This window comes from Kitasatospora sp. NPDC001603 (genome assembly GCF_040298365.1).
Classification (GTDB): domain Bacteria; phylum Actinomycetota; class Actinomycetes; order Streptomycetales; family Streptomycetaceae; genus Kitasatospora.
The window spans coordinates 42,005-67,729 of record NZ_JBEPAA010000005.1; the positions used below are offsets into that span (position 1 = coordinate 42,005).

The 25,725-nt window shown below is 73.2% G+C and carries 28 protein-coding genes and 1 pseudogene; 12 read left to right on the forward strand and 17 right to left on the reverse strand.

Going from position 1 to position 25,725, the window contains the following annotated elements; genetic code table 11:
- Positions 1-19: 19 nt before the first annotated feature.
- The 3 genes from ABT263_RS05210 to ABT263_RS05220 all read left to right on the forward strand — a co-directional run bounded on the left by ABT263_RS05210 (position 20) and on the right by ABT263_RS05220 (position 2,610).
- Positions 20-673, forward strand: a complete 654-nt coding sequence (locus ABT263_RS05210; RefSeq protein WP_329485777.1) for a TetR family transcriptional regulator — start codon at positions 20-22, stop codon at positions 671-673.
- Positions 674-720: 47 nt separating this feature from the next.
- Positions 721-1,488 carry an SDR family NAD(P)-dependent oxidoreductase gene (locus ABT263_RS05215; RefSeq protein ID WP_352287745.1) on the forward strand — a complete coding sequence of 256 codons (768 nt, stop codon included), beginning with the start codon at positions 721-723 and terminating at the stop codon, positions 1,486-1,488.
- A gap of 81 nt (positions 1,489-1,569) precedes the next feature.
- Positions 1,570-2,610: an NAD(P)-dependent alcohol dehydrogenase gene (locus tag ABT263_RS05220; RefSeq protein WP_352287747.1), complete on the forward strand. Its 1,041-nt coding sequence runs from the start codon at positions 1,570-1,572 to the stop codon at positions 2,608-2,610.
- A gap of 473 nt (positions 2,611-3,083) precedes the next feature.
- Here the strand turns inward: ABT263_RS05220 and ABT263_RS05225 are convergent, their stop codons facing one another.
- Positions 3,084-3,878 carry a maleylpyruvate isomerase family mycothiol-dependent enzyme gene (locus tag ABT263_RS05225; RefSeq protein WP_352287750.1) on the reverse strand — a complete coding sequence of 265 codons (795 nt, stop codon included), beginning with the start codon at positions 3,876-3,878 and terminating at the stop codon, positions 3,084-3,086.
- Between the two features lie 224 nt (positions 3,879-4,102).
- On the opposite strand from ABT263_RS05225, the gene ABT263_RS05230 reads away from it, so the two are divergent.
- Positions 4,103-4,759, forward strand: coding sequence for a GPP34 family phosphoprotein (locus tag ABT263_RS05230; protein ID WP_352287752.1), 657 nt, complete (start codon positions 4,103-4,105; stop codon positions 4,757-4,759).
- Positions 4,760-5,060: 301 nt separating this feature from the next.
- Entirely contained in the window at positions 5,061-5,693 is a 633-nt protein-coding gene (locus tag ABT263_RS05235; RefSeq protein ID WP_329485772.1) for an FMN-dependent NADH-azoreductase, read from the forward strand.
- Between the two features lie 102 nt (positions 5,694-5,795).
- On the opposite strand, the gene ABT263_RS05240 is transcribed toward ABT263_RS05235, so the two are convergent.
- Positions 5,796-6,464, reverse strand: a complete 669-nt coding sequence (locus ABT263_RS05240; protein WP_329485771.1) for a hypothetical protein — start codon at positions 6,462-6,464, stop codon at positions 5,796-5,798.
- Positions 6,465-6,602: 138 nt separating this feature from the next.
- The gene (locus tag ABT263_RS05245) at positions 6,603-7,364 is read right to left on the reverse strand and encodes a dienelactone hydrolase family protein (protein WP_352287753.1); all 762 of its coding nucleotides are present in this window, start codon (positions 7,362-7,364) and stop codon (positions 6,603-6,605) included.
- A gap of 537 nt (positions 7,365-7,901) precedes the next feature.
- On the opposite strand from ABT263_RS05245, the gene ABT263_RS05250 reads away from it, so the two are divergent.
- Positions 7,902-8,360 carry a hypothetical protein gene (locus ABT263_RS05250; RefSeq protein WP_352287755.1) on the forward strand — a complete coding sequence of 153 codons (459 nt, stop codon included), beginning with the start codon at positions 7,902-7,904 and terminating at the stop codon, positions 8,358-8,360.
- 242 nt (positions 8,361-8,602) lie between these two features.
- Here the strand turns inward: ABT263_RS05250 and ABT263_RS05260 are convergent, their stop codons facing one another.
- From ABT263_RS05260 to ABT263_RS05285, 6 genes are all read right to left on the reverse strand, one after another.
- Positions 8,603-9,970: an MFS transporter gene (locus tag ABT263_RS05260; protein WP_502885761.1), complete on the reverse strand. Its 1,368-nt coding sequence runs from the start codon at positions 9,968-9,970 to the stop codon at positions 8,603-8,605.
- Positions 9,971-10,080: 110 nt separating this feature from the next.
- A complete protein-coding gene (locus ABT263_RS05265) occupies positions 10,081-11,931 on the reverse strand; it encodes a glycoside hydrolase family 15 protein (RefSeq protein ID WP_352287758.1) in 1,851 nt (616 codons plus the stop codon).
- A 171-nt stretch (positions 11,932-12,102) separates the two neighbouring features.
- A complete protein-coding gene (locus ABT263_RS05270; protein WP_352287760.1) occupies positions 12,103-12,303 on the reverse strand; it encodes a hypothetical protein in 201 nt (66 codons plus the stop codon).
- Between the two features lie 206 nt (positions 12,304-12,509).
- Positions 12,510-12,737: a DUF6296 family protein gene (locus tag ABT263_RS05275; protein ID WP_352287763.1), complete on the reverse strand. Its 228-nt coding sequence runs from the start codon at positions 12,735-12,737 to the stop codon at positions 12,510-12,512.
- Entirely contained in the window at positions 12,734-12,934 is a 201-nt protein-coding gene (locus tag ABT263_RS05280) for a hypothetical protein (RefSeq protein WP_352287765.1), read from the reverse strand. The genes ABT263_RS05275 and ABT263_RS05280 overlap by 4 nt, the downstream gene beginning before the upstream one ends.
- Positions 12,931-13,467: an STAS domain-containing protein gene (locus ABT263_RS05285; RefSeq protein ID WP_352287768.1), complete on the reverse strand. Its 537-nt coding sequence runs from the start codon at positions 13,465-13,467 to the stop codon at positions 12,931-12,933. Before ABT263_RS05285 ends, ABT263_RS05280 begins: the two co-directional genes overlap by 4 nt.
- 134 nt (positions 13,468-13,601) lie before the next feature.
- On the opposite strand from ABT263_RS05285, the gene ABT263_RS05290 reads away from it, so the two are divergent.
- Positions 13,602-13,985 carry a MarR family transcriptional regulator gene (locus tag ABT263_RS05290; RefSeq protein WP_352287769.1) on the forward strand — a complete coding sequence of 128 codons (384 nt, stop codon included), beginning with the start codon at positions 13,602-13,604 and terminating at the stop codon, positions 13,983-13,985.
- Positions 13,986-14,078: 93 nt separating this feature from the next.
- Here the strand turns inward: ABT263_RS05290 and ABT263_RS05295 are convergent, their stop codons facing one another.
- From ABT263_RS05295 to ABT263_RS05310, 4 genes are all read right to left on the reverse strand, one after another.
- Positions 14,079-14,651, reverse strand: coding sequence for a dihydrofolate reductase family protein (locus tag ABT263_RS05295; protein ID WP_329485761.1), 573 nt, complete (start codon positions 14,649-14,651; stop codon positions 14,079-14,081).
- 98 nt (positions 14,652-14,749) lie between these two features.
- Complete coding sequence (locus ABT263_RS05300) at positions 14,750-15,211, reverse strand: GNAT family N-acetyltransferase (RefSeq protein WP_352287771.1); 462 nt, start codon at positions 15,209-15,211, stop codon at positions 14,750-14,752.
- 101 nt (positions 15,212-15,312) lie between these two features.
- On the reverse strand, positions 15,313-16,158 hold the full coding sequence (locus ABT263_RS05305; RefSeq protein ID WP_352287773.1) for an NAD(P)H-binding protein: 846 nt from the start codon (positions 16,156-16,158) through the stop codon (positions 15,313-15,315).
- An 88-nt stretch (positions 16,159-16,246) separates the two neighbouring features.
- On the reverse strand, positions 16,247-16,702 hold the full coding sequence (locus tag ABT263_RS05310; RefSeq protein ID WP_352287776.1) for a hypothetical protein: 456 nt from the start codon (positions 16,700-16,702) through the stop codon (positions 16,247-16,249).
- A 419-nt stretch (positions 16,703-17,121) separates the two neighbouring features.
- Between ABT263_RS05310 and ABT263_RS05315 the strand changes: the two genes are divergently transcribed.
- Positions 17,122-17,601, forward strand: a complete 480-nt coding sequence (locus tag ABT263_RS05315) for a hypothetical protein (RefSeq protein WP_352287779.1) — start codon at positions 17,122-17,124, stop codon at positions 17,599-17,601.
- A 70-nt stretch (positions 17,602-17,671) separates the two neighbouring features.
- On the opposite strand, the pseudogene ABT263_RS38865 reads toward ABT263_RS05315, so the two are convergent.
- A pseudogene (locus ABT263_RS38865) lies at positions 17,672-18,144 on the reverse strand (carboxylesterase family protein); the annotation flags it as partial.
- A 307-nt stretch (positions 18,145-18,451) separates the two neighbouring features.
- Between ABT263_RS38865 and ABT263_RS05320 the strand changes: the two are divergent.
- Positions 18,452-18,772, forward strand: coding sequence for a hypothetical protein (locus tag ABT263_RS05320; protein WP_352287781.1), 321 nt, complete (start codon positions 18,452-18,454; stop codon positions 18,770-18,772).
- A 248-nt stretch (positions 18,773-19,020) separates the two neighbouring features.
- On the opposite strand, the gene ABT263_RS05325 is transcribed toward ABT263_RS05320, so the two are convergent.
- Positions 19,021-19,329 carry a hypothetical protein gene (locus ABT263_RS05325; protein WP_352287783.1) on the reverse strand — a complete coding sequence of 103 codons (309 nt, stop codon included), beginning with the start codon at positions 19,327-19,329 and terminating at the stop codon, positions 19,021-19,023.
- A gap of 13 nt (positions 19,330-19,342) precedes the next feature.
- A complete protein-coding gene (locus ABT263_RS05330; protein WP_352287786.1) occupies positions 19,343-21,037 on the reverse strand; it encodes a sodium:solute symporter family protein in 1,695 nt (564 codons plus the stop codon).
- 203 nt (positions 21,038-21,240) lie between these two features.
- On the opposite strand from ABT263_RS05330, the gene ABT263_RS05335 reads away from it, so the two are divergent.
- The gene (locus tag ABT263_RS05335; RefSeq protein WP_352287788.1) at positions 21,241-21,756 is read left to right on the forward strand and encodes a DinB family protein; all 516 of its coding nucleotides are present in this window, start codon (positions 21,241-21,243) and stop codon (positions 21,754-21,756) included.
- 173 nt (positions 21,757-21,929) lie between these two features.
- On the opposite strand, the gene ABT263_RS05340 is transcribed toward ABT263_RS05335, so the two are convergent.
- Positions 21,930-23,378, reverse strand: coding sequence for a condensation domain-containing protein (locus ABT263_RS05340; RefSeq protein WP_352287791.1), 1,449 nt, complete (start codon positions 23,376-23,378; stop codon positions 21,930-21,932).
- Positions 23,379-23,669: 291 nt separating this feature from the next.
- On the opposite strand from ABT263_RS05340, the gene ABT263_RS05345 reads away from it, so the two are divergent.
- Both ABT263_RS05345 and ABT263_RS05350 read left to right on the forward strand, forming a co-directional pair.
- The gene (locus ABT263_RS05345) at positions 23,670-24,338 is read left to right on the forward strand and encodes a class I SAM-dependent methyltransferase (RefSeq protein WP_352287794.1); all 669 of its coding nucleotides are present in this window, start codon (positions 23,670-23,672) and stop codon (positions 24,336-24,338) included.
- Between the two features lie 372 nt (positions 24,339-24,710).
- Positions 24,711-25,703 (forward strand): ArsR/SmtB family transcription factor, encoded by a 993-nt coding sequence (locus tag ABT263_RS05350; protein WP_352287796.1) that lies wholly within the window; start codon positions 24,711-24,713, stop codon positions 25,701-25,703.
- The last annotated feature ends 22 nt before the right edge of the window (positions 25,704-25,725 follow it).

Below are 25,725 nucleotides of genomic sequence, written 5' to 3' on the forward strand. Positions count from 1 at the left end.
CGGGTGTACGGTGGACGACGTGAGCATCGAAGAGGCAGCGGGAGCGGCCCCCGAGGGCCGGCGCGAACGCAAGGCACGCCGAACCCGGGAGTCGCTGGCCGCCGCGGCCCTGCGGCTGGTCCTGGAGCGGGGCCTGGCCGCCGTCTCCGTGGAGGACGTCACCGACCTGGCCGACGTCTCCCGGCGCACCTTCAGCCGGTACTTCCCCTCCCGGGAGGACGCCGTACTGGACTGCCTGCGGGCCGACTTCGCCCGGATCAACGCGGCCCTGGCCGAGCGCCCCGCCGCCGAGACCCCGCTGACCGCGTACCGCGCGGCCCTGCGGGTCTGGCTGCGGGACGACCTCGACCCGGCCTGGCACCGGCGCCCCGGCGTCCGCGAGCTGTTCGGCCTGATCGCCGCGGAACCCGCGCTGACCGCCGCCTACCGGCGGATCTGCGTCGACGAGGAGGAGGCGTCCATCCGGATCGCCGCCGCCCGGCTCGGCCTGGACGCCGAGCACGACCTGCGCCCGGCCGTCGCCATCGGCCTCGGGGTCGCGGCCCTCCAGGCCGCCTCCCGCGCCTGGGTCCGGCACCCCGCGACCGGCGCGGCCCCCGACCTGCCCGACCTGCTGGAGCAGGCCTTCGAGCTGCTCACCGCCGAACCGCCACCCGACGGCACGGCGGTGTGAACGAGCGCGCCCACCCGGCGCGCACCGGTACGAAAGGAACGACCGCCATGACCGGCATCGACTACACCCAGGAGTTCACCGGCCGGACCGCGCTGGTCACCGGAGGCGCCTCCGGCATCGGCCTCGCGGTGGCCCGGCGACTGGCGGCCGGCGGCGCCGCCGTCGCGATTGCCGACTTCGACCCGGCGGGCGCCCGCGAGGCCGCCGCCGAGCTGACGGCCGCCGGAGCCCGCGCCCTGGCCGTCGACGTGGACGTCACCGACCCGGAGTCGGTGCGCGCCGCCGTCCGGGCCACCGTCGACGGGCTCGGCGCCCTCCACCTGGCCGTCAACAACGCCGGCATCGCCGGGCCTGCCGCCCCCACCGGCGCCTACGAGCCCGAGGACTGGCGGCGGGTGCTGGCCACCAACCTGGACGGCGTCTTCTACTCGCTGCGCTACGAGATCCCCGCCATCCTCGCGGCCGGCGGCGGCGCCGTCGTCAACATGGCCTCGATCCTCGGGACCAACGGCTTCGCCGGCTCGCCCGCCTACGCCGCCGCGAAGCACGGCGTGGTCGGCCTCACCAAGACGGCCGCCCTGGAGTACGCCGCCCAGGGCGTGCGGATCAACGCCGTCGGCCCGGGCTTCATCGACACGCCGCTGCTGCGCGACGCCGACGCCGCCGCCCGCGACGCGCTGGTCGCGCTGCACCCGGCCGGCCGGCTCGGTCGCGCGGAGGAGGTCGCCGAGCTGACCGCCTTCCTGCTGTCCGACCGGGCCTCCTTCGTCCACGGCAGCTACCACCTGGTCGACGGCGCCTACGCGGCCCGCTGACCCGGCCGATTCCGGGGGGCGCACGCCGCGCGCACCGGACGCCCGTCCCGAACGCGCCCGCACCGAAGGAGAGTCACCACGATGAAGGCAGTCCAGTACCGCACGGCCGGCGCCGCCCCCGAGGTGGTCACCGTCCCCGATCCGGAGCCCGGCCCCGGGCAGGTCCTGCTGAAGGTCACCGCCGCGGGCGTGTGCCACTCCGACATCGCCGTGATGAGCCTGCCCGCCGAGCAGCTGTCCTTCCCGCTGCCGCTGACCCTCGGCCACGAGGGCGTCGGCACCGTCGCGGAGCTCGGCGCCGGAGTGACCGGCTTCACCGAGGGCGACGCGGTCGCCGTGTACGGGCCCTGGGGCTGCGGCAGCTGCGCCAAATGCGCGGAGGGCAAGGAGAACTACTGCCTTCGCGCCGCCGAGCTCGGCATCCGCCCACCGGGCCTGGGCGCCCCGGGCGCGATGGCGGAGTACATGATCGTCGACGACCCGCGGCACCTGGTACCGCTCGGCGGTCTCGACCCGGTGCGGGCCGTCCCGCTGACCGACGCCGGCCTGACGCCCTATCACGCGATCAAGCGCTCGCTGGGCAAGCTGGTGCCGGGCAGCACCGCCGTGGTGATCGGCACCGGCGGCCTCGGCCATGTCGCGATCCAGCTGCTGCGCGCGATGACGGCGGCCCGGGTGGTCGCCCTGGACGTGACCGAGGAGAAGCTGGCCCTGGCCCGGGCCGTGGGCGCGCACGAGACGGTGCTCTCGGACGCCTCGGCACCGGCGGCGGTCCGCGCCCTCACCGGCGGCGTCGGCGCCCAGGTGGTGCTGGACTTCGTCGGCGCCCCGCCGACGGTGGCCTCGGCCGGCGCGATGGCGGCGGTGGAGGGCGACGTGACGATCGTCGGCCTCGGCGGCGGCTCCCTGCCGGTCGGCTTCGGCACCCTCCCGTACGAGGTGTCGGTGGCCTCCCCGTACTGGGGCACCCGATCCGAGCTGATCGAGGTGCTGGACCTCGCCCGGGCCGGCGCGGTCGAGGTGCACGTCGAGACCTACGGCATCGACGACGCCCCGCTGGCGTACGAGCGCCTGCACGCCGGGCTGGTCGACGGCCGCGCGGTGATCCTGCCGAACGGCTGAGCGCGGGAGCGGCCCGGACCGCCCCGGACCGTCCGGCCCGGCGCCGCGGTGCCCAGGAGGCCGGCCGTCGCCAGGGCGGCGATCGCGGCCCCGACGGCCGAGCGGCGGAGCCTTGACGGTGGCGTGCTGACGGTCATGACGGTGTCCCTCCCGAGAAGCGCCGGACTCCCCTCCGGCTGATGCCAGCCTGCCCCCGGCCCGCCGGGGCGGGCGTCCGCCCGAGGTCGCGACGGCCTCCCCCGGGGGTGTCGTGCGGGCTCCGCCGGAAGGAGGAGGAACCCGCCTATCGACCGGGGCCGTCCGTCCCGTCGCCGCGGTTCGGCTCGGCGGGTTCGGCTCGACGGGTTCGGCTCGACGGGGTTCGACGAGCCCCAGCAGCCAGAAGTCGGCGCAGGGGCCGGCGCTGGTGACGGTCGGGTCCACGGGCCGGCCGTTGCGGCCCAGCCGGACGGTGACGCCCGGCGCCCCGACGGTCAGCCGAAGCCGACCCGGTCCAGCCAGAAGGTGAGCAGGTCGGCGTCCCCCTGGACGCCGACGCCGTGGCTCCCGGGCGGCCGGCGCCGGTAGACCAGCAGGAGCAGCTCGGTCAGCGGCCCGCTGACGGTCACGGCGGCCGGTTCGTCCGCGTGGCGCCAGGCGAGGGTGTCACCGGTGAGGTCGACCAGCCAGTCCGTGGCTCCCTCGGCACCGGCCGGATCGGTGGCGTGGAAGCGCAGGGTGCGGCCGGGGCCGGGCAGCTCCCTGGTCCGGGGGTGGACCTCGAAGTGCATCGGCAGCGAGCCGAGCTCCATCCACTCGTCGAGGCCGTCGCGGGCGACGTCCGGCTGGAGGGCGAAGGGCGCACCGAGGGCCAGCGTCGCGTCGGCGCGGTGCACCGCCGTCTCGTGCGTGAAGCGGCGGGCGTAGAACGCCGTCGTGCCACCGGGGACGGGCGTCCACAGCGGTGCGTCGGGGCCGGCCTCGCGCAGCGCGTCGCTCAGCCGCCGGGCGCCCTCGGTGAGCCACGGCCCGACCACGGCCGGGTCCTCGTCCGCGTAGGCGGCGAGATCGCGGAAGTGCCGGTCCGGGAGCGGCCCGGCGGCCCGGGTGCGCACGGTCTCCTCGGCCCAGCGCTGGCCGCCGCCGAGGTGGCGCAGGAGCTGGCCGACGTTCCACCCGGGGCAGGACGGCACCGGGCGGGTCAGGTCGGCCCCGGCGACGGTGCCGCGCAGTAGGTCGGTCTGCGTGACGATCTCGGCGCAGTACCGGTCGTGGTCCAGAGGCGTCATGGCGCCACGCTATGCCGGGCCACCGACACCGGCCCCCGCAGGCCGTCTCCCCGGTCGGTGCGGCCGGTGCGGCCGGTTCGTCGGTGCGGCCAGTGCGGCCAGTGCGGCCGGGGCCGGGCAGCTCCCTGGTCCGGGTGCGGGGCGCGGGGTACGCCGCAGGTGGGAGGCCGATGCCCTCCTGCGGGCGGATGGCGGCCGGGGCGGTGCGCCGTATCGTCGGCGGTATGAGCCGACCGCTGCACCTGGCCACCTACCTGATGGCCTACGACACCCGGGCCCAGGCCCTCCAGGACCGCACCCGGGCCGGGTTCCTGCTGCGCGCCGCCGCGCTGGCCGAGCTGGCCCACCGCGGTGACCTCGTCGAGGACGGCCGGGGCCGGGTGCTGGTGGCGCCCGGCGCCGGCCCCGCCGGGGACCCGGTGCTGGACGCCGTCCTGGCCGAGGTCGCCGCACGGCGGCGCGGCTGGAAGTCGTGGATCAAACGCGGCCGCGAGGAGACGCTGGACGCCGTCGAGCAGCGGCTGGCCGTCCTCGGCGTGCTGACGGTCCGGGACCGTGACCCCTACGGCCCCGTCGTGCCGCGGCGGCCGGTGGCGATGCCCGACCCCCGGGAGGCGCTGGACCGGCAGCTCCGGGTGGCCCAACTGGTCCGTGGCGATGAGCCGGTGGGCTCGGTGGCGTTCGCGGACGCGGTGCTGGCGGCGCTGGCCGCGCACGGGCAGGTGCGGCTGGTGCTGTCGCGGCAGGAGCAGCGCGCGCACGCCGGGCGCATCGCGGCCCTCACCGCGCGGCTGGGGGAGCGGGCGCCCGGGCTGGCCAAGGCGGTCGACGGGCTGGGGACGACCATGGTGGCCGCGCAGGGCGGGATGGGCGGCGGCTGAGCACGGGGCGCCGGCCGGACCGGTGGGGGAGCGGCGGAGCAGGGCGCCGCGGAGCCGGTTCGTCGACGCAGCGAGTGGGCAGGAGTGGTGAAGCGCTTGCTTTGACGTCGGCGTCAATGTCTACCGTCGACATCGCGTACCGGCGCCGAACGGGCGGCGGAGACGCGTCCGGGGGGCCTGGCCGAGTGTCCGGCCATGACCACCCGTGGTTCGACGGCACCGGAGACCGCGTCACACCGCTGACGCGGCCGACCGGTGGCGATGCTTTGATTCGCCCCTGATACAACCCGAGGTCGCCTTCATGCCTTCCCTGCTGCACATCGACGCGAGCATTCGTCACGACGGCTCCGTGTCCCGCGAGTTGTCCGCCTACTTCGCCACCCAGTGGCGCGAGAACCACCCCGACGGCGGTTACGTCTACCGCGACCTGGGTGCCGAGCCCGTCCCGCACATCACGCACGCCGTCCGCGAGGCCCTGCTTGACCCGAGCGGCGAGCACGGCGAGACCCCGGAGGAGCGGGCGCTCAGCGAGGCGGTCACCGCCGAGGTGCGCGAGGCGACCACGCTGATCATCGGCGCCCCGATGTACAACTACACCATCCCGTCGACGCTCAAGGCGTGGGTGGACCGGCTCGTCACCCCGGCCCACATGGTGGCTCCCGGCGGCGACCCGGGCCTGCTCAGCGGCAAGTCCGTCGTGGTGGTCACCGCCCGGGGCGGCTCCTACGCCCCCGGCACCCCCCGTGAGGGCTGGGACTACCAGGAGCCGTACCTGCGCGCCGTCCTGGGCGCGATCGGCCTGGCGGACGACCTGACCTTCGTCCACGCCGAGCTGACGCTGGCCGCGATCGTGCCGCAGATGGCCGCGCTCAAGCCGCTGGCGGAGAAGTCCCGGGACACCGCGTTCGAGACGCTCAAGACGCTGGCCGCCTGAGGGTCCGTCACGCGGTAGTCCTGTCGGTGGGTCGCGGGGCCGCGGCCGGGTGGTTCCCGGCGGCGGCCCCGCTCACGTCGGCCGTGGCCCCGGCCGGGGAGATCAGCCGAGCCCGGCGGGCCGGGTGATCCCGGCCCGCTCGGCGACGTCCAGCGCCGGCTTCAGCAGGAGCGGACGGCGGTCCTCGTGCTCCGGACCGGCCGCTGCCAGCAGATCCGCCACCACCGCGGCGTCCACGGTGCGCGCCTCGGCGTGCCGGACGAACCGGGCGAGCGCATCGGTGAACGCCGCCGCGTCCGCGGGCCGGACGGCGGCGAGCTCGGCCGCCTCGTCGGCGAACTCCGCCTCCGAGCCCAACCACCCGGCGGCGCCGGACAGTCCGTCGTCGTCGAGCGACTCCGGGTAGGGGATGCGGTGCCAGGCCCCGGCCTGCCACCAGTAGACGAAGCCGAACAGGTTCCCCTCGGCGTCCTCGCGCAGCGCCTCCCAGGGCAGCCACGACGGACCGCCGGCGAGGAAGTCGATCTGCCGGCCGTCGACGTGGGTCCGGCTGCCGTCGGAGTCCTGCCCGCAGAAGACGACGCCGCCGCCCTCGCACCGCGTGACGCGCCACCAGTAGGAGCCGCCCGTCGCGTCGCACCACACCCCGTGCTCGTCCAGCCAGTAGCCCTCGGGGTTGCCGTGGGCGGCCTCCAGGAGGGCGAAGGCGACGGCCCTCGCCCAGACCCGGTCACCGTGGTCCAGATCCTCGGGCCGGCTCGGCCTGTGCATGATGCTGCTCCTCCTCAGGTGGGTCGGGCCCAGCCTGGCACACGCCGCCGACAACGCGGGGAGCGGGCTCGCGCCCTTGCCGGAGGCGCCGCGCGGCGAGGACATGGTGCGGGGGCGTGTGGGGATGCCGGCAGGCGGTCACACACCCTCCAGGAACGCCCCCGCCCTGCGCCACGAGTCCTCGGCGGACTCCTTGTCGTACGGCGGGTGGCCCGGGAAGAAGAAGGCGTGCTGCGCCTCGGGGTAGACGACCACCTCGTGCGGAACGCCCGCCGAGGCGAGACCCGCGACGACCTCCTCGCGCTCGGCGGCGCCGATCACATGGTCCCGGCCCGCGAAGAACAGCAGCACGCGCGTGCCCACCCGGGCGATGGCCGGGGTGTCCTCGGCGAGCGGGGCCGGGCGGCTCAGCGCCGTGCCCGAGGTCGTCAGCCAGCCGGGGAAGTAGGCCACCACGGCGTCCAGTTCGAGGCGGGTCGCCGCGAAGTACGCGATGTGCCCGCCGAGGCTGAAGCCGATCATGGCGGTACGCGTCGAAGCCCCCGCGTACTGCCGGGCGTGCGCGACGGCGGCCCGCAGATCCGCCTCCGCCTCGTCCCGGGCGAACCCGTCGAGCAATGCGAAGGCCCGGGTACGGTTCTCAGGGCTCTGCGCCATGCCGGCGGCCGTCCCCTCCTCGCCCGCACGGTAGTAGAGGTCGGGCGCGACAGCGACGAAGCCGAGCGCGGCGACGTCCCGCACCGTCTTCCGGACGGCCTCCGTCACCCCCCACAGCTCGGCCCCGACGAGTACGACGGGGTGGTCCCCCGGCTCGGCGGGCCGTGCGAGGTAGGCCCCCATCGGCGGCGCCCCCGCGGCCGCCTCGATCCGGATCTGCTCAGCAACGACCTCGTACGCCATCGTCCGTCCTTCGCTCCACGTCGCACCCGCGCGTCCTGAACTCCACGCGGACTCTCCCCTGTTGACGATCATGAGTGAACTCGCCGGAGAGGCATGCTAGTCCTGTGCCCGCAGAGGTTCACCGGGTTAGCGCCAGCAGGCCCTGGGCCGGTTGGACGTCGTGAGACGTTCAGCTCGGAAGGGGTCCGGTGGCGGAGCCGGTCAGGGTTCGCAGACTCACGGACCAGGAAGGCCAGCAGCTACAGCGGATCGTGTGGCGGTCGTCGGGGAGGCCGCAGGACCGGGACCGTGTGGCCGTCAGGGCCCCGGTTCCGGATGAGCGCCAGTGCAGGCCAGGAGCCGCCCTCTCACTCGATGGAGTGAGCACGAACCGCAGGCCGCGCGGAAGCCCGCCGCCCCGCAGACGATGGATACCGGGCGCAGCCGCACGGCTGCGCCCGCACTCTCCACCCTGATGGAAGGAAAGCGGAAGTGACTCGTACGAGAGCTCCCCGCATCAGGACCGGGCGCCTGGCCCTGGTAGTCGGAGCGGCCTTCATGGCCGCCCTGGTCCCCGTGACGACGGCCCAGGCGGCCCTGCCGTCGAATTCCGACCTGGAAGTGGTTCGGCTCGACCCGGACCCGGCTACGCCGGGCGGTTCGACGACGGTGCACGGTTTCGTCGCCAACAGAGGCCCCCAGAAGACCGCGAACAGCTTCACCGTCAGCGTCCGCCTGCCGCGCCAAGTGACACCCGAGGAGCCCTACTTCCCTGAGGACTGCCAGGCGACGCAGGGCCTGCTCGGCGTCTGGACCGTCCGGTGCGTCTTCCCGGCTGGCCTCAACGTGGACGACAGTGCCAGCGCACTCATCCCGGTCAGGGTCTCCGAGGATGCTCCTCTCGGGAATCTGACCGGCGGACGGGTCAGCGTCAGCAGCACCGACGACATCCTCCACCTCGGCAACAACTCCACGCCGTTCGTCATGAAGATCGTCGAAACAGGCCGGCAGGGCTGAACGCCCGGGCCCGGCGGCGAACCCCGCGGGCGTCCCGGCTTCCGGTGCCGGGACTTGGCCATCGGCATCAGCTCGGACGCGCCCTGCCCACCGAGGTGGGACAAGGAGGAGTGCCGTTACCCGTACAGGTCCCAGCCGCTGCCCGGCCCCGCCGGCGCGGTGTGCTGGTCAAGTAGCGCGCGGGCCCGGCCTCAGGAGAGCCGGGCCAGGCCTGCTCCCGCAGGGGCCGCAGCCCCGCCGCGTCACGGCCGGGGCCGGGCGGCGTCCTGGGGTGGGGCGGTCGGGGTGGTGCGGGGGAGGCGGGTGGCGGTGGCGAGGCCGAGGAGGGCGGCGAGGGCGAGGGTGGCCATCGCGGCGGCGTAGGCGTTCTTGGTGAGGTTCGCGATCAGGATGGTGCCGGCGATGGCGGTGCCGAAGGTGGAGCCGAGGTTGGAGACGCTCCGGGACAGGCCGGAGATCTCGCCCTGCTGGTCCTCCGGGAAGGCGGACTGGACCACGTTCACGGAGGGGGTGAGCATGACGCCGAGGCCCAGGCCGATCAGCAGCAGGCCGGGGGCGAACGCCCAGGCGCTGGGGCTGCCGGCGACCAGGGCGAGCAGGACGGCGATGCCGCAGACGGCGAGGGCGAACCCGGTGATGATGAGGGTCCGCTGCGCGAAGCGCTCGGCGAGGCGTTCGGCGGCGAGCGAGGTGGCGAGCACCCCGACGGTGGCGGCGGTGAAGATGACGCCGGTCTCGATGGCGTCGTAGCCGCGGACCACCTGGAGGTAGGTGGCGACGGTGAACGAGGTGCCCATGAGCAGCAGCCACTGGGCGTTCTGCGTGACGAGGCCGAGGTTCGAGGTGCGGTCGCGGAAGAGCGCGGTCGACAGCAGCGGTTCCACTCCGGCGCGTTCCTCGCTGCGGATCCAGTGCAGGAACCAGGCCAGGACGAGGGCTCCGGCGGCGATCAGGCCGCCGGCGAGCCACAGGTTGTTGTCGGCGGCCAGGATGCCCATGACGATCAGGACCAGCCCGCCCGCGGACAGCACGGCGCCCCGGACATCGAAGTGGCGGTCGGGGTCGGGGGGCAGCGGGTCGACGAGGGTGCGGCTCAGCAGGATGATCAGCGCGATCACCACGGCCTGGAAGACGAACGCCGCGCGCCAGCTGATCGCGGAGGTGATCAGGCCGCCGATCAGCGGGCCCGCTGCCGCCCCGACGCCGCCGGCGGCCATGATGACCCCGAACGCGCGGGCCCGGGAGGTCAGATCGGGGTACAGCAGGGTGGTCAGGATGTAGACCGGGGGGATGAGCAGGGCCGTGCCGACGCCTTCGAGGAGGGAGTTGCCGAGGATCAGCACGCCCAGCCCCGGGGACACCGCGCTGAGGATCGCGCCGACCCCGTAGACGGCGAGGCCGGCGAGGAAGCAGCGCTTGCGGCCGAACCGGTCGGTCGCCTTGCCGCCCGGGATCATCAGGGCGGCCATGACGAGCAGGAACACGGTGATCGCGACCTGCACGCCCTGGACGGTGGTGTCCAGGTCGCGGCTGATGTCGTTGATCATCACGTTCATGTTGGAGCCGGCGAAGCTGCAGATGAACTGCGCCAGCGCGAGCGGCGCCAGCATGCGGAACCCGGCGCCCGGCCGGCCCGGACGGCGCTGCTCGCCGGCTGCGGGATCCTCGGTCACGATCGGCCTCTTCTCACGGCGGTCGGCCTCTTCTCACGGCGGGAGGATCAGGCGCCCGGCTGCTGTTCGGCGCGGTCGAGCTCCTTGTCGAGGGCGATGGCCGCTGCCACCAGCGCGAGATGGGTGAACGCCTGCGGGAAGTTGCCGAGTTGCTCGCCGGACGGGCCGATCTCCTCGGCGAACAGGCCGACGTGGTTGGCGTAGGTGAGCATCTTGTCGAAGGCGTAGCGGGCCTGGTGGACGCGGCCGGAGCGGGCGAGGGCCTCGACGTACAGGAAGCTGCACAGGCTGAATGTGCCCTCCGACCCCTGGAGGCCGTCGGGCGAGGCCGCCGGGTCGTAGCGGTAGACCAGGCTGTCGCTGACGAGTTCGTCGGTCATCGCGTCCAGCGTGCTGAGCCAGTCCGGGTCGGTGGGCGACAGGAATCCGACGCGGGGCATGAGGAGCAGGGAGGCGTCGAGCACCTCGCTGTCGTAGTGCTGGACGAAGGCCCGGCGGTTCTCGCTCCAGCCGCGCTCGGTGATCTGCCGGAAGACGGTGTCGCGGGCTTCGCGCCAGCGGGCGAGGTCGGCGGGGCGGGAGTGCGTGGTGGCCAGTCGGATCGCCCGGTCGAAGGCGACCCAGGTCATCAGCCGGCTGTAGGTGAAGTTCTTCTGTCCGCCGCGGGTCTCCCAGATGCCCTCGTCCGGGCGGTCCCAGTGGTCGCACAGCCAGTCGATGAGATCGGCGAACACCCGCCAGCCGCGGATGCCGCCGATGTCCTCGCTCTGGGCCAGGGCGTAGGCCGCCTCGCCGTAGATGTCGAGCTGGATCTGGTCGGCCGCGGCGTTGCCGGCCCGCACGGGGGCGGAGCGCCGGTAGCCCTCCAGGTGGTCGAGGGCCTCCTCGGTCAGGTGGGGCTCCCCGTCGACGCGGTACATGATCTGCAGCGGCTCGCCGGAGGCGGTGCCGCCGGCCTCCAGCCGCTCGCGCATCCACCGCCGGAAGGCGTCGGCCTCGTCGGTGAAGCCGAGGTCGATCAGCGCGCGCACCGACAGCGACGCGTCCCGGACCCAGGTGTAGCGGTAGTCCCAGTTGCGCTCGCCGCCGATCTGCTCGGGAAGGCCCATGGTGGGCGCCGCGATCGGGGCGCCCGTCGGGGCGTAGGTGAGCAGCTTGAGGGTGATCGCGGAGCGGACGACCATCTCGTGCCAGCGGCCCTTGTAACGGCAGGAGCGCAGCCAGCCGAGCCAGAAGTCCCGGCAGGCGTCGAACGCCGCGGTCACCTCCTCGACGGTCGGCGGTGGCCCGCCCGGGTGCCCGCCACGGGCGCCCGGCTCGCCGGACTCGCTGGTGAGGACGACCGCGGCGCTCTCGCCGGCGTTCAGGGTGAAGCGCGCGGAGACGTCGTGGCCGTCGGCGTGCAGCGTGATCTGCTCGGTCGCCTGGATGTGCAGGTCGCCGTCGGGACCGTGGAAGACGGCGCTTCCGTCGTCGAGGCGGTCGAGGGTGTGCGCAGCGCGGCCGTAGTCGAAGCGGGGCCGGCAGATCAGCTCGAAGGGCAGGCTGCCGCGGACCACTCGGGCGACCCGGATCAGCCGGTGCCGTGCGGCCGGCGCGTCGGAGGCGATGGGTTCCATGAAGTCGATGACCTCGCCGACGCCCTCCTCGGCCAGGAACCGGGTGATCAGGATAGGCGTGTCCGGCAGGTAGAGCTGGCGCACCGTGGCGCCCTCCCCGAGGTCGGCGGCGAGGCGGCAGTGGCCGCCGCGGTCGCTGTCGAGCAGCGACGCGAACAGGCTGGGCGAGTCGAACCGGGGCGTGCACCACCAGTCCACGGTCCCGTCAGAGGCGATCAGCGCCGCGGTCTGCAGGTCTCCCACCAAGCCGTGGTTCGCGATCGGGGGGTAGTCGTTCATGGGCCACTCCTGCGGGGAGACGGCTTTTCGGGACGTCGAGCCGCCGGGCACTGCCGACCCGGCGGCCAGCCTGGGCCAGGGCCGTTCCTCCATGCTGACCCCCACCTCCAGGTCATCGCATCCCGGACCGGGCGGCCCCTCGAAAGTCGGGGTCCGCTCCCGCCCCCCGGGTCAGTGGGTGGCCTGGACGGCGATGCCGACGAGCTGGAGGATCGCCTGCCCCCAGGCCGTGGTGGCGATCAGGACACCGAACACGACGGCGGTGAAGACGGTGAAGCCCTCGTCGACGCGGCTGCGGGAATGGGTGGGGCGCCGGAGCCGGACGAAGATGGTGATCGCGAGGAACGCCGTCGCACTGATCGTGTACTGCACTGCCCACTCCGACCTGTGTTGACCCTGCGTGAGACACCGGTTACCCGGAGTCCGATGATGTCGGGCCGAGCATGGCAGAGCGGCTCGGCCGGGCGGGTGGATTCCGGGAAATCCACCGCACTCGAACGATCGGCGGAGAAATCTTGACGGCCTGAGCGGGCCGGGCATCCGCGACGGCCCGGAATGGGCCCCGCCGGTAGGGCGGGTCAGGGCATCGGGACGGCTTCCAGGCACGGGTGGGCGGTGCCGTAGCCGGTGGGCAGGGCGAGGACTTCGGCGGTCGAGCCGTTGATCTGGAAGCGGAATCCGCCGGTGGTGTCCTCGTAGACGGGTTCGTGGGCCGGTCCGAGGCGGTCGGTGCGGTGCACGATGACGGTGCGTGTCGTGCCGTTCGGGCCGCGGACGGCGATGGCGTAGCGGGTGACGTCCCTCACGGCGCACTGCCTCGCCGGTCGAAGCTGTTGTGCTGGTCGGCCAGGTCGGCCAGGTCGGCCAGGCCGGCGAGGCCGGGCCGTTCGGCGACGGCCGGGAGCCGGCGTGCGGCTCCGGCGCGGATCGGTGCGGGGGCGGGCGCGGTGAGCCGGCGGACCACGCCGCGGGCGCGGCCGGTGGCCGGGGCGGGGGTGGTCATGGCAGGTGCTTCCCCTCGAGGGTGGGGCCGGGGGTCTCGGCCGGGGTGTCGTTGAGGAGGCCGGTGGTGTGGACGGGTTTGGTGTGGAGGCCGGTTTTGGCGTCGGCCGGGCGGGTGCCGCCGGGCGGTGTGGCCCCGTCGGGGTGGCCGTCGAGGGTGAACAGGGCGGTGGTCTCGGTGAGGGCCAGGAGCCGCTCCAGACGGGGGCCCGGGTCGGTGATCGTGAGGCGGCGTTTGGCACGCAGGGCGGTCAGGCGCAGGCGCAGGAGCATGTTGAGCCCGTAGCTGTCGCAGAACGTGACGGCGGAGGTGTCGAGGTCGAGGCCGGTGCCGCTCTGGTGGAGCAGTTGTTCCAGGGTCTCGCGCATGCCGTCCGCGCTGTCCATGTCGATCTCCCCGGCCACCTGGACCAGGGTGCGGTGTGCTCCGGCGGTGACCGCGAGGTCCGGGCCGCCGGTCAGGCGCCGCGGTACGGACGGCGGCTGCACGGCGGAGCACCCTGCGGCGCCGGTAGCGGACGGATCTTCGGTCATGGCCGGGTCCTTGGGAGGGAAGGGGCGGGCTGAGACCCTTCCAGCGTGGCCCGCAGCCACATTCACGTCAAGAGATACCCGAAGTTCGATTCATGTGTAGCGAAATCTGAATCTTTCGTCTTACGGTAGGGGGTATGGCACACGAGGAACCCACGGCGAGAACAAGCTGGACGTTCGTGACCAACCACGCCCGCGTGCTGGCCGCGATCGCCCGCGACCCCGGCATCCGGCTGCGGGACATCGCCGTGGAGGTCCAGCTGACCGAGCGCGCCGTCCAGGCGATCGTGACCGACCTCGACCAGGCCGGCTACCTGACCCGCGACCGCGCCGGGCGACGCACCCACTACAGCATCGCCTCCGGCACTCTGCTCAGACACCCCGCCGAGGCCGGGCTCAGCATCAGCGCACTGCTCGACCTGCTCGCCCCCACCCGCAAGGACCGCGACCACGACGCCCCCACCGGCGACGGCGGTGTCCGCCGGGTGAACGGCACGTCGGCCGGTCGGCCCCACCCCTGACCGCGCCACGCTTCGTCGACGGGACCGGGCGGTCGCCACCGGCCCGAACGGGGGCGCCCGCCGCAGCCCGCGCGCCCCGGTACCTGCCGCTGCTCAGCGCCTGGTCTCGTACCTGGTCATGACCACGCCGCCGGGGAACGTCCGCGTCTCCACCAGGTTCAGGTCCACCCAGCTGTCCAGCGCGGTGAAGAACGGTGTCCCGCCGCCCACCAGGACCGGATAGGTGGCGATCGCGTACTCGTCGATCAGCCCGGCGCGCATGGCCGCCCCGGCGAGCGTCGCGCCGCCGATGGTCATCGGGCCGCCGTCCTCGGCCTTGAGCCGGGTGATCTCGGCGATCGCGTCGCCGGTGACCAGGCGGGTGTTCCAGTCGACCTCCTCGGCCGTCATCGTCGAGGAGAACACCACCTTCGGTGTGTCCCGCCAGTTCCGCGCGAACGCGATCTCCCCCGGGGTGGCGTCGGGCTGCTCGTCGCCGGTCGGCCAGTAGGAGCTCATCGTCTCCCACAGCTTGCGCCCGTACAGGGTCAGGCCACTCGCCCGCTCCTGGTCGAGCCACCACTGGAACAGCTCGTCGCTCGGCGGTCCGCTCCAGCCGATGTCGTCCCCGGCGGCGGTGACGTAGCCGTCCAGGGTCAGGTTCATGCCGTAGATCAGCTTCCGCATGGCCAGCCTTCCGTCGTGGGTGTCCGGCGTGGAGACCAGCGTGACGCGGGAAGCGCACCGGTGCGCGGTCCGACCCGCCGGTGCGGGCCGAGTCCGCTCTAGCGTGGCCGGAGTCGCTCGGGCGGGCAGAGGTAGAACAGTTCGGGGTCCGCCTCGTCGAGGCCGTGGACCAGGCCGGCCGGGTGCCAGCCGAGCTGCCGCAACAGCAGCTGCATGGGATGGTTCGAGACGTTCGTCGAGGTGAACAGCTTCGGCGTGGAGCAGCTTGCTTCGACGGCCCGGAGGAGGCGGGCGCCGACGCCCCGTCGGCGTGCGCCCGGCGAGACCGTCACCATGGTCACGAAGCCCTGTTCGAAGAACGTGTACTCCAGAACGCCGTAGCCCAGGATGCCTGACGGATCTTCGGCGACGCTGACGGATCCCTGGTCCAACCAGCGACGAATGCTCCGGGCCCGCGCTTCGTCGCCGGCGGCCGCGATCGCGTCGACGGCGACGAGGGCCGGCAAGTCCGTGGCGTCCGCGGCTCGCACCCGGATCCGGCTGGACAGCTCGACGTTCATGCGGACCATCCTGGCAGTGCGACGAGGCCCCGGCGGCCGAGGATCGCCGGGGCCTGGGGCTGGGTGAGGGGCGGCCGGTGTCCTGGATCCGCACGGCGAACCTAGCGGAACTCCTCCGCGTGCTCCTCCGCCCAGGTGCGGAACGTGCGCGCGGGAACTCCGGTGATCTCCTCCACGGTGGAGGTGATCACGTTCGATGCGGGCCGGGTCTCTGCGCCGGCCAACAGCGCCTCGACGAGTGCGGGTGGCCTGCCGTCAGCGAGCATCTGCCGTCGCGCGACCTCTACGGGGACTTCCTCGAACGCCACCGGGCGGCCGATGGCCTCCCCGATCGCATGGACCTGTTCGGCCCTGCTCAGTACCTGCGGACCCGTCAGGACAAGCCTCGCGCCCACGTGCCCGTCACCGGTCAGGACAGGAACCGCCACAGCCGCGATGTCGTCCTCGTGGATCACCGCGGTAGCGGCGATACCCGGACCGCGAACGGTGCGCGTGGCGCGGACCTGCTCGCCCCACCCTCGCGCGTTGGACGCGATGGTGTTCGACCGCAGGAACGTCCACTCCAGGCCGGATTCCCCGATCATGCGCTCCATGTCGGCGTGGAGCTGGTTGATCGGATCGGTCTGCCGCTCGGCCGCCTCGTTGACGCCCGACGACGAGAGATAGACGATGCGCCCGGTGCGTCGTGCAAGTGCCTCCAGTACGGCGGGCGCGCCCTCGGTCGTCAGGAAGGGCCAGACCAGGAACACTGCGCTGGTCCCCTCCAGCGCCACATCGAGCGTGGCCGGCGCGGACAGGTCCCCGCTGACGACCTGCACTCCCTCCGGCAGCCCGGCCGTTTCGGGATCACGCGCCAGCGCCCGCACCCCGGCGCCCGCGGCCAGGAGCCGAGCAACAACGTGTCGGCCGACGTTGCCGGTCGCGCCCGTCACAAGAATCTCACTCATGATCAGCCCAGCCTCGGCCCTGCTCGGACTATTCCGGCTGCCGGGCCCCGGCGCTCGGGACCCCCCGCCGCTGAACGTCCTCCTCGCATCAGCCGCAGTGCTTGGAGCTGTAGCCGGATGCCCCTTGACCTGCGAACTCGTTGTACATCAGCCCGCCGACGAAGTCGACGCAGGCCCCCTTGGCATACGTGTAGACCGGGCCCGCGTAGCTGGAGTAGTTGCTCCCGGCGCCGTCCTGGATCCAGTCGCTCGTTCCGGAACGTCGTATCGCGACCCGGATGTCGTGGTGACCGGTGACGGCCCCGTCCTTCCCGCGGGCGATCGCACAGTTGAACCCGTTCCCGCTGTTGTAGTAGATGTCGATGAAGCCGACCACCACACTCCCTTGGGCGTTGTCGGTGATGTCCCAGCTCTGCTTGAAGTCGTACGCGCTCCCGCACTTGTTGACCCGGGGGTAGGCGTGGGCCGCGCCGGCGGAGAGGCCGACGAAGCCTCCGGCGAGGACCGTGGCCGCGAGTACCGCCGCGAGGTGCTTCTTGAGCATGGCGAGCTCCTTCGAGTGCCGCGGGTGTCTGGGGTCGGGACTGCCGGGGGACCGTCTCCGTGCCGGAGGCCCCGGGGTGTCCCGTCGCGGGCCTCGACACGTTGTCCGATGGCCTGGTGAAGCCCACAGTGCAGGCATGTCCGATTGTCCATCCACCGGATTCGGCTGCGGCCCAGGTGACCAGCGGACAACCCGGGTTGGCCGCGGACACGGCACGGCTCGGCACAAGGTGGGCCGTCCACCCAGGGCATCGTCGTCCCCGGCCGCTGAAGTACCGCGCGCACCCGGCCCCGAGGCCCGCGGGGCTGTCCCGGATCCGGTCCCTCCCGTCGCGCGGAAGGCTCCCGTGTGGCCGGCCCCGGGACGTTCGCAGCGAAAGGCACTGGTACCGGCGCAGCGGTTTGGACAAGCTGGGGCCCATGGACTGGACGCCTCTGCTCTCCACACTGACCGGTGCCGTCATCGGCATCGCCGCCACGCTGATCGCCGACCGCAACCGGTGGCGGCGGGAGGAGGCCAGGCATGCGCTGGACGTGCGGCGCGAGGTCTACACGGAGTACGTCTCCGCGCTCAAGGCCGCGGGCGAGGAGATCCGGGCCGTCGCCCTGGGCGACCACATGTCAGATTCGGCCCGCGACGCGGCCGTGCGGGAGGCGGTGCGGCGCACCGGCATCTACACGGCGAGCGAACGCCTGTGGCTCGTGGGCCCGTCGCCGGTCGTGGAAGCCGGGAACGAAGCGTTCCACAGCCTGCGGGCGATCAGCGACGCCTACGCCCGGGGAGCGGCGGTCGGCTCGGCCGACGACGCGCCCCTGATAGCGCGGCGACGCGAGGCCATGGCGCGGATGCGTCGCCTCATGCGTGAGGACCTGGGCGTCGGACCCCTCGGAATCGAGTGATATCGAGTGAGGTGGCAGAGCCCCGCAGGCCGACCCGGGCCGGCCCGTACCGACCTGCGAGTGCCACCGGTCAGTGGCGCCAGGCCCGGCGTTCTGCGGCGCGGGGGTCGTGGGTGAGGGTCCACTCCCGGGCGATGCGCATGGTGGCGCGCCGCTCGGTGTCGTACGGGGCCCAGCCCGGGTCGCCGGTGCGGGCGAAAGGAGGTCCAGGCCGCGTGCATCCCGCCGCGCCAGGTGGGCGGGCGGGCTGCCGGTGCCCAGCAGTGCGCGCGGCCCGTGGAGTTGTGGCAGGTGGGCGGCGTGGAAGACGAAGGGCAGCTCCACGGTGTGGGTGGCGCCCAGTCGGCCGTGCAGGGCGTTCGAGCGCCAGGCGAACTCGTAGGCGTAGGTGCGCCCACCGCCCGGGGCGGAAACCGTGGCGCGGGCGTCCGCGAGGCGGCGGGTGCCGTTGCCGAACAACGCGTCGCCCAGGACGGCGGAGCGCAGTTCGCCGTCGGTGGCCCGTGGGTACCGGGCGCGGTAGACGGCGACGAGTTCGACGGGGGCGCGGCGCGGGACCGTCGTCCAGCAGTCCTGGCAACTCCTGCGCCTAGAACCGGTACTGGGCGGCACCCGCGGCGACCTCGTCGCGCTGCGCGACCGCATGGCGGACAGCACCGAGGCCACCCTGGCCGCCCTCGCCCAGTGGATCGCCGAGGAAGGCCACCGGCATCGGCCACGGTGATCGCCGGAGCTCCCGCTGATCGGCCGGTCGCGACGGGAAGCTCAGCCATCGCGTTCCGGAGTCCCGTTGTCCGTGCCGGGTGAGAGGCTGCCGGCGAGGTCGAGACAGGGATGGGGAACCGGCGCAGTGGGATTCGTGGGGGAGGTCTGGCGTCTGATGCGCCAGGAGGAACTGCTCGGCGAGATCGTGATCGACGAGAGCGAGTTCCCCTGGTTGCACGGGCGCTTCGCGCCGGCGCCGACGTTCGGGGCGGTGAAGCCGTGGTTCGACGAGTCGCTGGCTCTGGTGGAGGCGGAGGAGTTCGAGCGGTTCGACGACTCCTACGACCGGATCGCGGCCGCCCTGACGCTGCTGGCCCCGTCAGGTCCGGTCGCGGAGTTCCTCCTGCACATCAGCGACGGCCGCGCCTGGTTCAGGTGGAGCGACGAACCGTTCGACGCTGTCTGAGCCCCCCGGACCCACCGGGCCCCGGGGCATCGGCCGACCGGAGGAGCGGGGGGACGGCACCGCCCGAGGCCGGCCCGGGAGGCCTGGCCGCGCTCAGCGCAACGCCGTGATCCTCCCGGTCGGCCGGGTGACCGTGGAACCCTGGCAGCGCCCGGCCTGGTGGTGACACCGCCGCCCGGTGGTGGCACCGCTGCCGGAGGACGGGTGTCCGCCACGACCGGCCGCCCCACCCCGGAGCCGCGGCGGCCCTACTGCTCCGGCCCCGTGGAGCCCGTCGTGGAGCCCGTCGGCTCCGCCGCTCCCGGCGGCAGCCGGACCGGCCGCAGCCTCGCCCAGCCGGCGAAGAGCGCCGCCCCGACCAGCATGCCGACGCCCACCCAGAGGTTCACGTTCGCGCCGCCCGCCCGGTCGAGGTCGGCCTGCGAGGTGGCGGTGGCGCCCAGCACGGTCAGCACGGTGCCGTAGATGCAGAAGAGCAGCGCGAGGATCAGGCGCAGGTCGAAGATCCCGGCCTTCACGGCCGCCGGCCCGGCCGCCCCCGTCGTCGGATCCGTCATGTCCTCGCTCCTCTCACCAGAAGATCACGTTGAGTACGGTGGCGAGCAGCAGGGCCCCGGCCCCGAGCAGCGCCGGGCTGCGGTACCAGCCCGCGTCCTCGGCGGTGTCGCCCTCCTTGATCCGGTCCCTGGGCGTCAGCGACCAGACCAGGCCGACCAGTTCGCTGTCCGGCTTGGGCCGGGTGGCCAGCGAGACCGCGACGCTGACCGCGATGTCCAGGACGAAGGCGGCGCTCGCCGCGACGAAGCTGGGCCCCTGACCCGCCAGGTGCAGCACGTCGCGGCGGACGAGCTGGTCCACCGTCACGGCGGCCGCCGTTCCGACGATCAGCCCGATCCCGCCCGCGAGCGGCGTCGTCCGCTTCCAGAACATCCCCAGGATGAAGGTGGCGAACAGCGGGGCGTTGAAGAACGAGAACAGCGTCTGGAGGTAGTCCATGATGTTGTTGTAGCCACTGGCGATGAACGCGGTGCCGACCGCGATCGCGCAGCCGAGCACGGTGACCGTCCGGCCCACCCGCAGGTAGTACGCGTCCGACCGGCCCCTGACCACGTACGCCTGCCAGAGGTCGTAGGTGAACACCGTGTTGAACGAGCTCACGTTGGCCGCCATGCCCGCCATGAAGGCCGCCAGCAGCCCGGTGATCGCCACCCCCAGCATGCCGTTGGGCAGCAGGTCGCGGATGAGCAGTTCGATCGCGTTGTTGTACGTGACGCCCTCGGTCGACGTGCCGCCCGCCGCCTTGTACCGCGCCAGCTCCGGCGAGAGGACCGCGGCCAGCATCCCCGGGATCACGATGACCAGCGCGATCAGCGCCTTCGGGTACGCGCCGATCAGCGGCGTGCGCCGGGCCGCCGACATGTTCCTCGCCGCCAGCGCGCGCTGCACCTCGGCGAAGTTCGTCGTCCAGTAGCCGAACGACAGCACGAACCCGAGGCCGAACACGATGCCCAGCACGGACAGGGTGGCGTTGGCGATCCCGGTCAGGTTGCTGGCCGGCCAGGCGTTCAACTGCTCCGCCGCGTCGGCGTTCACCGCCCGGATCCGGTCGCTCAGCCCGTCCCAGCCGCCCACCCGGTGCAGCCCGACCAGGGTGATCGGCACCAGCATGGCGACGATCAGGAAGAACTGCATCACCTCGTTGTACACCGCGGCCGAGAGCCCGCCCAGCGTCGTGTACGCCAGCACGATCAGCGCCGCCACCAGGACGGAGGACCACAGCGGCCAGCCCAGCAGGGCGTTGACCACCGTGCTGAGCGCGTACAGGTTGACCCCGGCGATCAGCACCTGGGCGAGCGCGAAGCTGAGCGCGTTCACCAGGTGCGCGAAGCGGCCGAACCGCAACCGCAGGAACTCCGGGACGCTGCGCACCTTGGACCCGTAGTAGAACGGCATCATGACCAGGCCGAGGAAGACCATGGCCGGGATCGCGCCGATCCAGTAGTAGTGCACGGTCGGGATGCCGAACTGCGCGCCGTTGGCGGTCATCCCGAAGATCTCCACCGCCCCGAGGTTGGCCGAGATGAACGCCAGGCCGGTGATCCAGGCGGGCAGCGACCGGCCGGCCAGGAAGAAGTCCAGACTGGAGGAGACCGACCTGCGGGCGAGCGAGCCGATGCCCAGCACCAAGGCGAAGTAGACGGCGAGCAGGACGTAGTCGACCGGCTCGGCATCCAGCCGGAGGCTTGCCTCGGCAAGGGAGTTCACTGCTGCCTCGATCCGTCACGTGGAGCTTCTCCGCTTCCGGACTTCTAGCAGCGGCGCGCCCGTCCGCCACCCCGCGTCACCCGCCCGTGGGCGAGTCGCTCGACCGACCGGCCGACACCGCCCGGCCGACGCCGGCCGTTCGACGCCGGCCGTCCGGAAAACCAGGTGCCAGGGCCCCGGGCAGGCCGGTAGCCTGCGCCGATATGACACCCGAACTGGAACGCCCCCCGCTTCAGGCCGACGAACGTACCGCGCTCATCGGCTGGTTGGACCTGCAGCGGCAGATCCTTCGCTGGAAGTGCGAGGGGCTGACGGAGGAGGACGCTCGTCGCTCCGTCCTCCCGAGTTCACCGGCCATGACGATGGCCGGCCTCATCACCCATATGCGCTGGACCGAGCACACCTGGCTGGAGGTCCTGTTCCTCGGCGGCGACGAGAAGCAGAACCCGTCGTTCGCCGAGTCGGGCGAGGACGCCGACTGGCAGCCCGGCGACCGCTCCCTGGCCGAGCTGCTCGCGGAGTACGAGGCCCAGTGCGCCCGGAGCAACGAGATCGTCGCCGCGGCCTCCCTGGACGACGTCGGCCGTCACCCCGGCTTCCGCTCCGGTGGCGCCAACCTCCGCTGGATGCTGATCCACCTCGTCGAGGAGACCGGGCGCCACGCCGGCCACGCCGACATCGTCCGGGAGCTCCTCGACGGCACCAAGGGCTATTACTGACCGGGGCGATGCCCCGCGATGGACCAGCCGTCCAACCGTCCGATCCGGCCGATCTCGTCCACCGGAACCGGGTGAACGCGAGGACCGCCGGTCGGGGCCGGCCCCCAACGCGGCCGCCGCCCCGTCACTCAGGTCGCCCCCGTCACTCAGGCCGCTCAGGCCGCTCGGGCCACTCAGGCCGGCAGGGGAGTGAGGGCGTCCACCCGTGCGTGCTTCCTCCCCGGCACGAGGTCGCCGCCGTCCTCGGCGACCCGTACGACGGTGTCGCGCAGCGCGTCCGCGTAGGCGCGCAGGGACTGGGCGGCGACGGTGGTGTCGGGGTGGCGGCAGGCGAGGTGCAGACCCTCGTGGAGTCGGGTGATCCAGACGCAGGCCTGGTCGCCGTGGGAGACCCGGACCGTCGCGCAGGCGTTCTGCTCGGTCCAGCGCTCGGCTCCGGGGACGGCCCTGGCGTCGACGAACGACATGAGCGAGTGCAGGTCGGGCGAGGTCGGACGGAAGTCCGAGCCGAGCAGGTGCAGGATCCGGGCCAGCGGGGTGCGGGCGAGCCGGCGGTTCGCGTGCAGCTCGGAGCGTGCCATCGCCAGCGCGCTCCGGAAGTCGGGGGCGTCGGCCGCGGGGATCTCGATGGGTACGACGCCGACGTACCAGCCCAGCGAGTCCTGCCACTGGGAGGCCGCCCTGGTGTGGAACGGCACCACCGTCCGGTACACGTCGTGCCCGCCGAGGTCCCGGGCGATCAGCGCGCTGGCGGCCAGGATGCCGGCCAGCGTGCCCCCGAAGGGGCGGCAGTACCGCTCGAACCCGGCGGCGTGCTCCTCGCCCACCAGCATCTCGGTCATCAGCCGTTGGGCGGGCATCGGCTCCTCCGGCTCCAGACCGAGGTCGAGCGGGAACCTCGGCAGCCGGTCGTCGCAGCCGGCGATGAACTCCCGCCAGCGGGCGACCGCCGAGTGGATCTCGTCGACCTGCTCCGCGTGCGCGCATTCGAGTTCGCAGAAGTCGAGGTAGCTTCCGACCTCGACCGCTCGCGGTTCGCCGCCGCCCCGGCGGGTGTCGTAGAGCTCGTGGACCTCGGCGGGGATGCGGAACAGCGAGTACGCGTCCACATTGCTGTGGTCGAAGGCGAGGTAGACGTCCGTGCCGTCCTCGCGCAGGACGGCCGCGTAGATGTAGTTCGGCCATTCGAGCGCGTTCGTCGCGGCGTCGAAACGGTTCTGCAGGTAGGTGACCAGCTCCTCCGCCCGGTCGAACACCCCTGCCTCGTGCCGGTGCAGGGCCACCGAACCGGCGCCGATCGTGAACCGGCGGACGCCCTCGGTCCGGCGGCGGAATCCGCTGCGCAGCGTCTCGTGGCGCAGGGTCCAGTCGAGCAGGGTGGCCTCCAGCACGGCCGGGTCCGCCGGGCCGGGCAGGCTGAACCGGGTGCCGATCCAGGTCGGCATGGTCAGGCCGTTGTCGCGTACGGTCCGCGCGGTGCGCAGGTGCGACTGCTGGAGGTGGGAGAGCGGGCGGAGGTCGTCCGCCAGGGCCGTGGCGGCGTCGATGGTGGACGGGTGGAGGGTCCATTCCATGACACGCCCCGGACGGGCCTCGCAGCGGGCCAGGTCGGTGATACGCACAGGTGCTCCCTCTCTCGACTCGCGGTGCGCCGGCGGTCCCGGCGCACCGCCGCCACCCGTCGGCCCGTCCTCGCCACGGGCGTTCCGGCGTCACGTCCCGTACGCGTCTCGGCCGACGGGGTGTTGGTGACGGACCAATCAAGCAACGATCAACAGGCCGTCAGGGCACGCCCCGATGCCCGCCGGCCCGGGTCACCGCGGCCGAGCCGGCAGGCTTGGTCCCCCGGGGAAGCGGCGACCACGGCCACAAGAGCCCGGCGGCAGAGCGTCGCACAGGCCTATCGTTGGCTGATGCGCGCTCACCCCAGCGACCGACCGTCCGATCTCGACGTGGTCCGCGAGTCCTATGACCGCGTGGCCGACAACTACGCCCACATGGTGGCGACCACGGGGATCGGCGACATCCGGACCCACCCGTGGCTCAAGGCGTCGATCGACGCCTTCGCCGACACCGTGAGCGGCCTCGGGCCCGTGCTCGACGTCGGCTGCGGGCCCGGAACGGTGACCGCCTACCTCGCCGAGCGCGGCCTCGACGTGTCCGGCGTCGATCTCTCCCCTCGCATGATCGAGAACGCGCGCCGCCTCCACCCACAGTGCCGGTTCGGCGTCAGCTCTGCCACCGACCTGGACCTCGCCGACGCCTCCTACGGCGGCCTGCTCGGCTGGTGGTCACTGTTCAACCTCCCGCGTGACGTCCTTCCCCAGGTCCTCGCCATGTTCGCGCGCGCCCTGGTGCCGGGCGGACACTTCATCACCGCGACCCATGTCGGCGACGAGGACGCGCTGCGCACCGAGGCCTACGGAGGCGTCCCCGTCCGCTGGACGACCCACAAGTGGCGGCCCGAGCCGCTCACTCACCTGATCGAGCAGGCCGGACTGCGCCCGGTCGCCGAACTCCGGCTCCCCGCGGACGAGCACGTCGGACCGGGCGTGGTCATCATGGCCAAGCGGCCGGGCTGAGGATCGGGCACCGGACCAGGGCGTACCTGCGACCGGTCGACGCGGTGCGGCCCGGGGCGTGGCGGTACGGGCCGGGGCCGGGGTGACGGAAGGGTCGACCGCCGCCCGAGTCCCAGGCCCGACGCCCCCGCCCCCCTGGTCGCATCCAGATCCAGCCTGCCCGGCCGGACCTGGTCAGACCATGGTCACGGCCCGCGCCCCGGTGCCCGGCCGGATGATGCAGATGCCCGACCCGGGCAGCGTCTCCCGCGAGTCCTCCCGCAGGCGGTCGACGCCGGGAGGGCAGCAAGGAGGTCGGTTCGAGGGCGAGTTCGTCGATGCTCCGGGCCCCGTCGATTAGGCTCGGGCGGAGGGCGAGGGAGGGTGGGGCGGATGCAGTCGGGGCTGAGTTTCTCCGCGGCGGACCTGGCGCAGACGCGGTTCGCGGTGTCGCCGATGTGGGAGGTCGTCACCAGCTTCCGGCTGCTGCGGCGGGCGGACGGGCAGCCGTTGTACCGGCGGTGGGCCGATCAGGTCCGGCCGCGGCTGGTGCGGGCGGGGCTCGACCGGGGGTGGTTGGCGGAGCTCGTGCCCGTCGACGGCTACCTCGCGGACTTCCTCAATCCGACTCCGGCCGGCCCGTTCCCCACGCTCGCCACCGAGCTGGAGGCGATCCGGCGGACCGCGCCCGAGCGGGTGCGGGTCGAGCTCGGGATGCTGGCCGCCGAGCGCGACGAGGGGGCGCCTGCCCGGTTCCGGATCCTGTCCGAGGATCCGGAGGAGGCGTTGGCGAAGGTCGCCGCGGAGGTCGAGGCCTACTGGGAGCTCGCCCTCGCGCCCTACTGGGAGCGGATCCGGCGGTTGCTCGAAGCCGATGTGTTCCACCGGGCGCGGCAGGTGGCGGAGCACGGCTCGGCCCACGTGCTCAACGAGCTGCACGACTCCGTCCGGTGGGACGACGGCACCCTGCGGCTGGTCCGCCGGCACTGCGCGCTGACCCGTGACCAGGTCGGTTCCGGGCTGCTCCTGGTGCCCTCCGCCTTCGCCTGGCCGAAGGTGCTGACCCGGTCGGTGGCGCCTGAGCCACCGCAGCTCGCCTATCCGGCGCGCGGGATCGGCAACCTCTGGGAGCCCCGGGCCACCACCTCCCCGGACGCGGTGGCCGCCGTACTGGGCCGCTCCCGCACGATGCTGCTGACCGAGCTGGACACGCCCGCGTCGACCACCCGGCTCGCCCAGCGGTCCGGCCTGTCCGCGGCCGGCGTCTCCCAGCACCTGACGGCCCTGCGCAACGCCGGCCTGGTGACCGCGCACCGCAGCGGCCGCTCCGTCCTCTACGCCCGCACCGCGCTCGCGGACGCCCTGCTGGCCCCGGCCGGGCACTGACCCGGCGGCCGTCCGAAGGCCG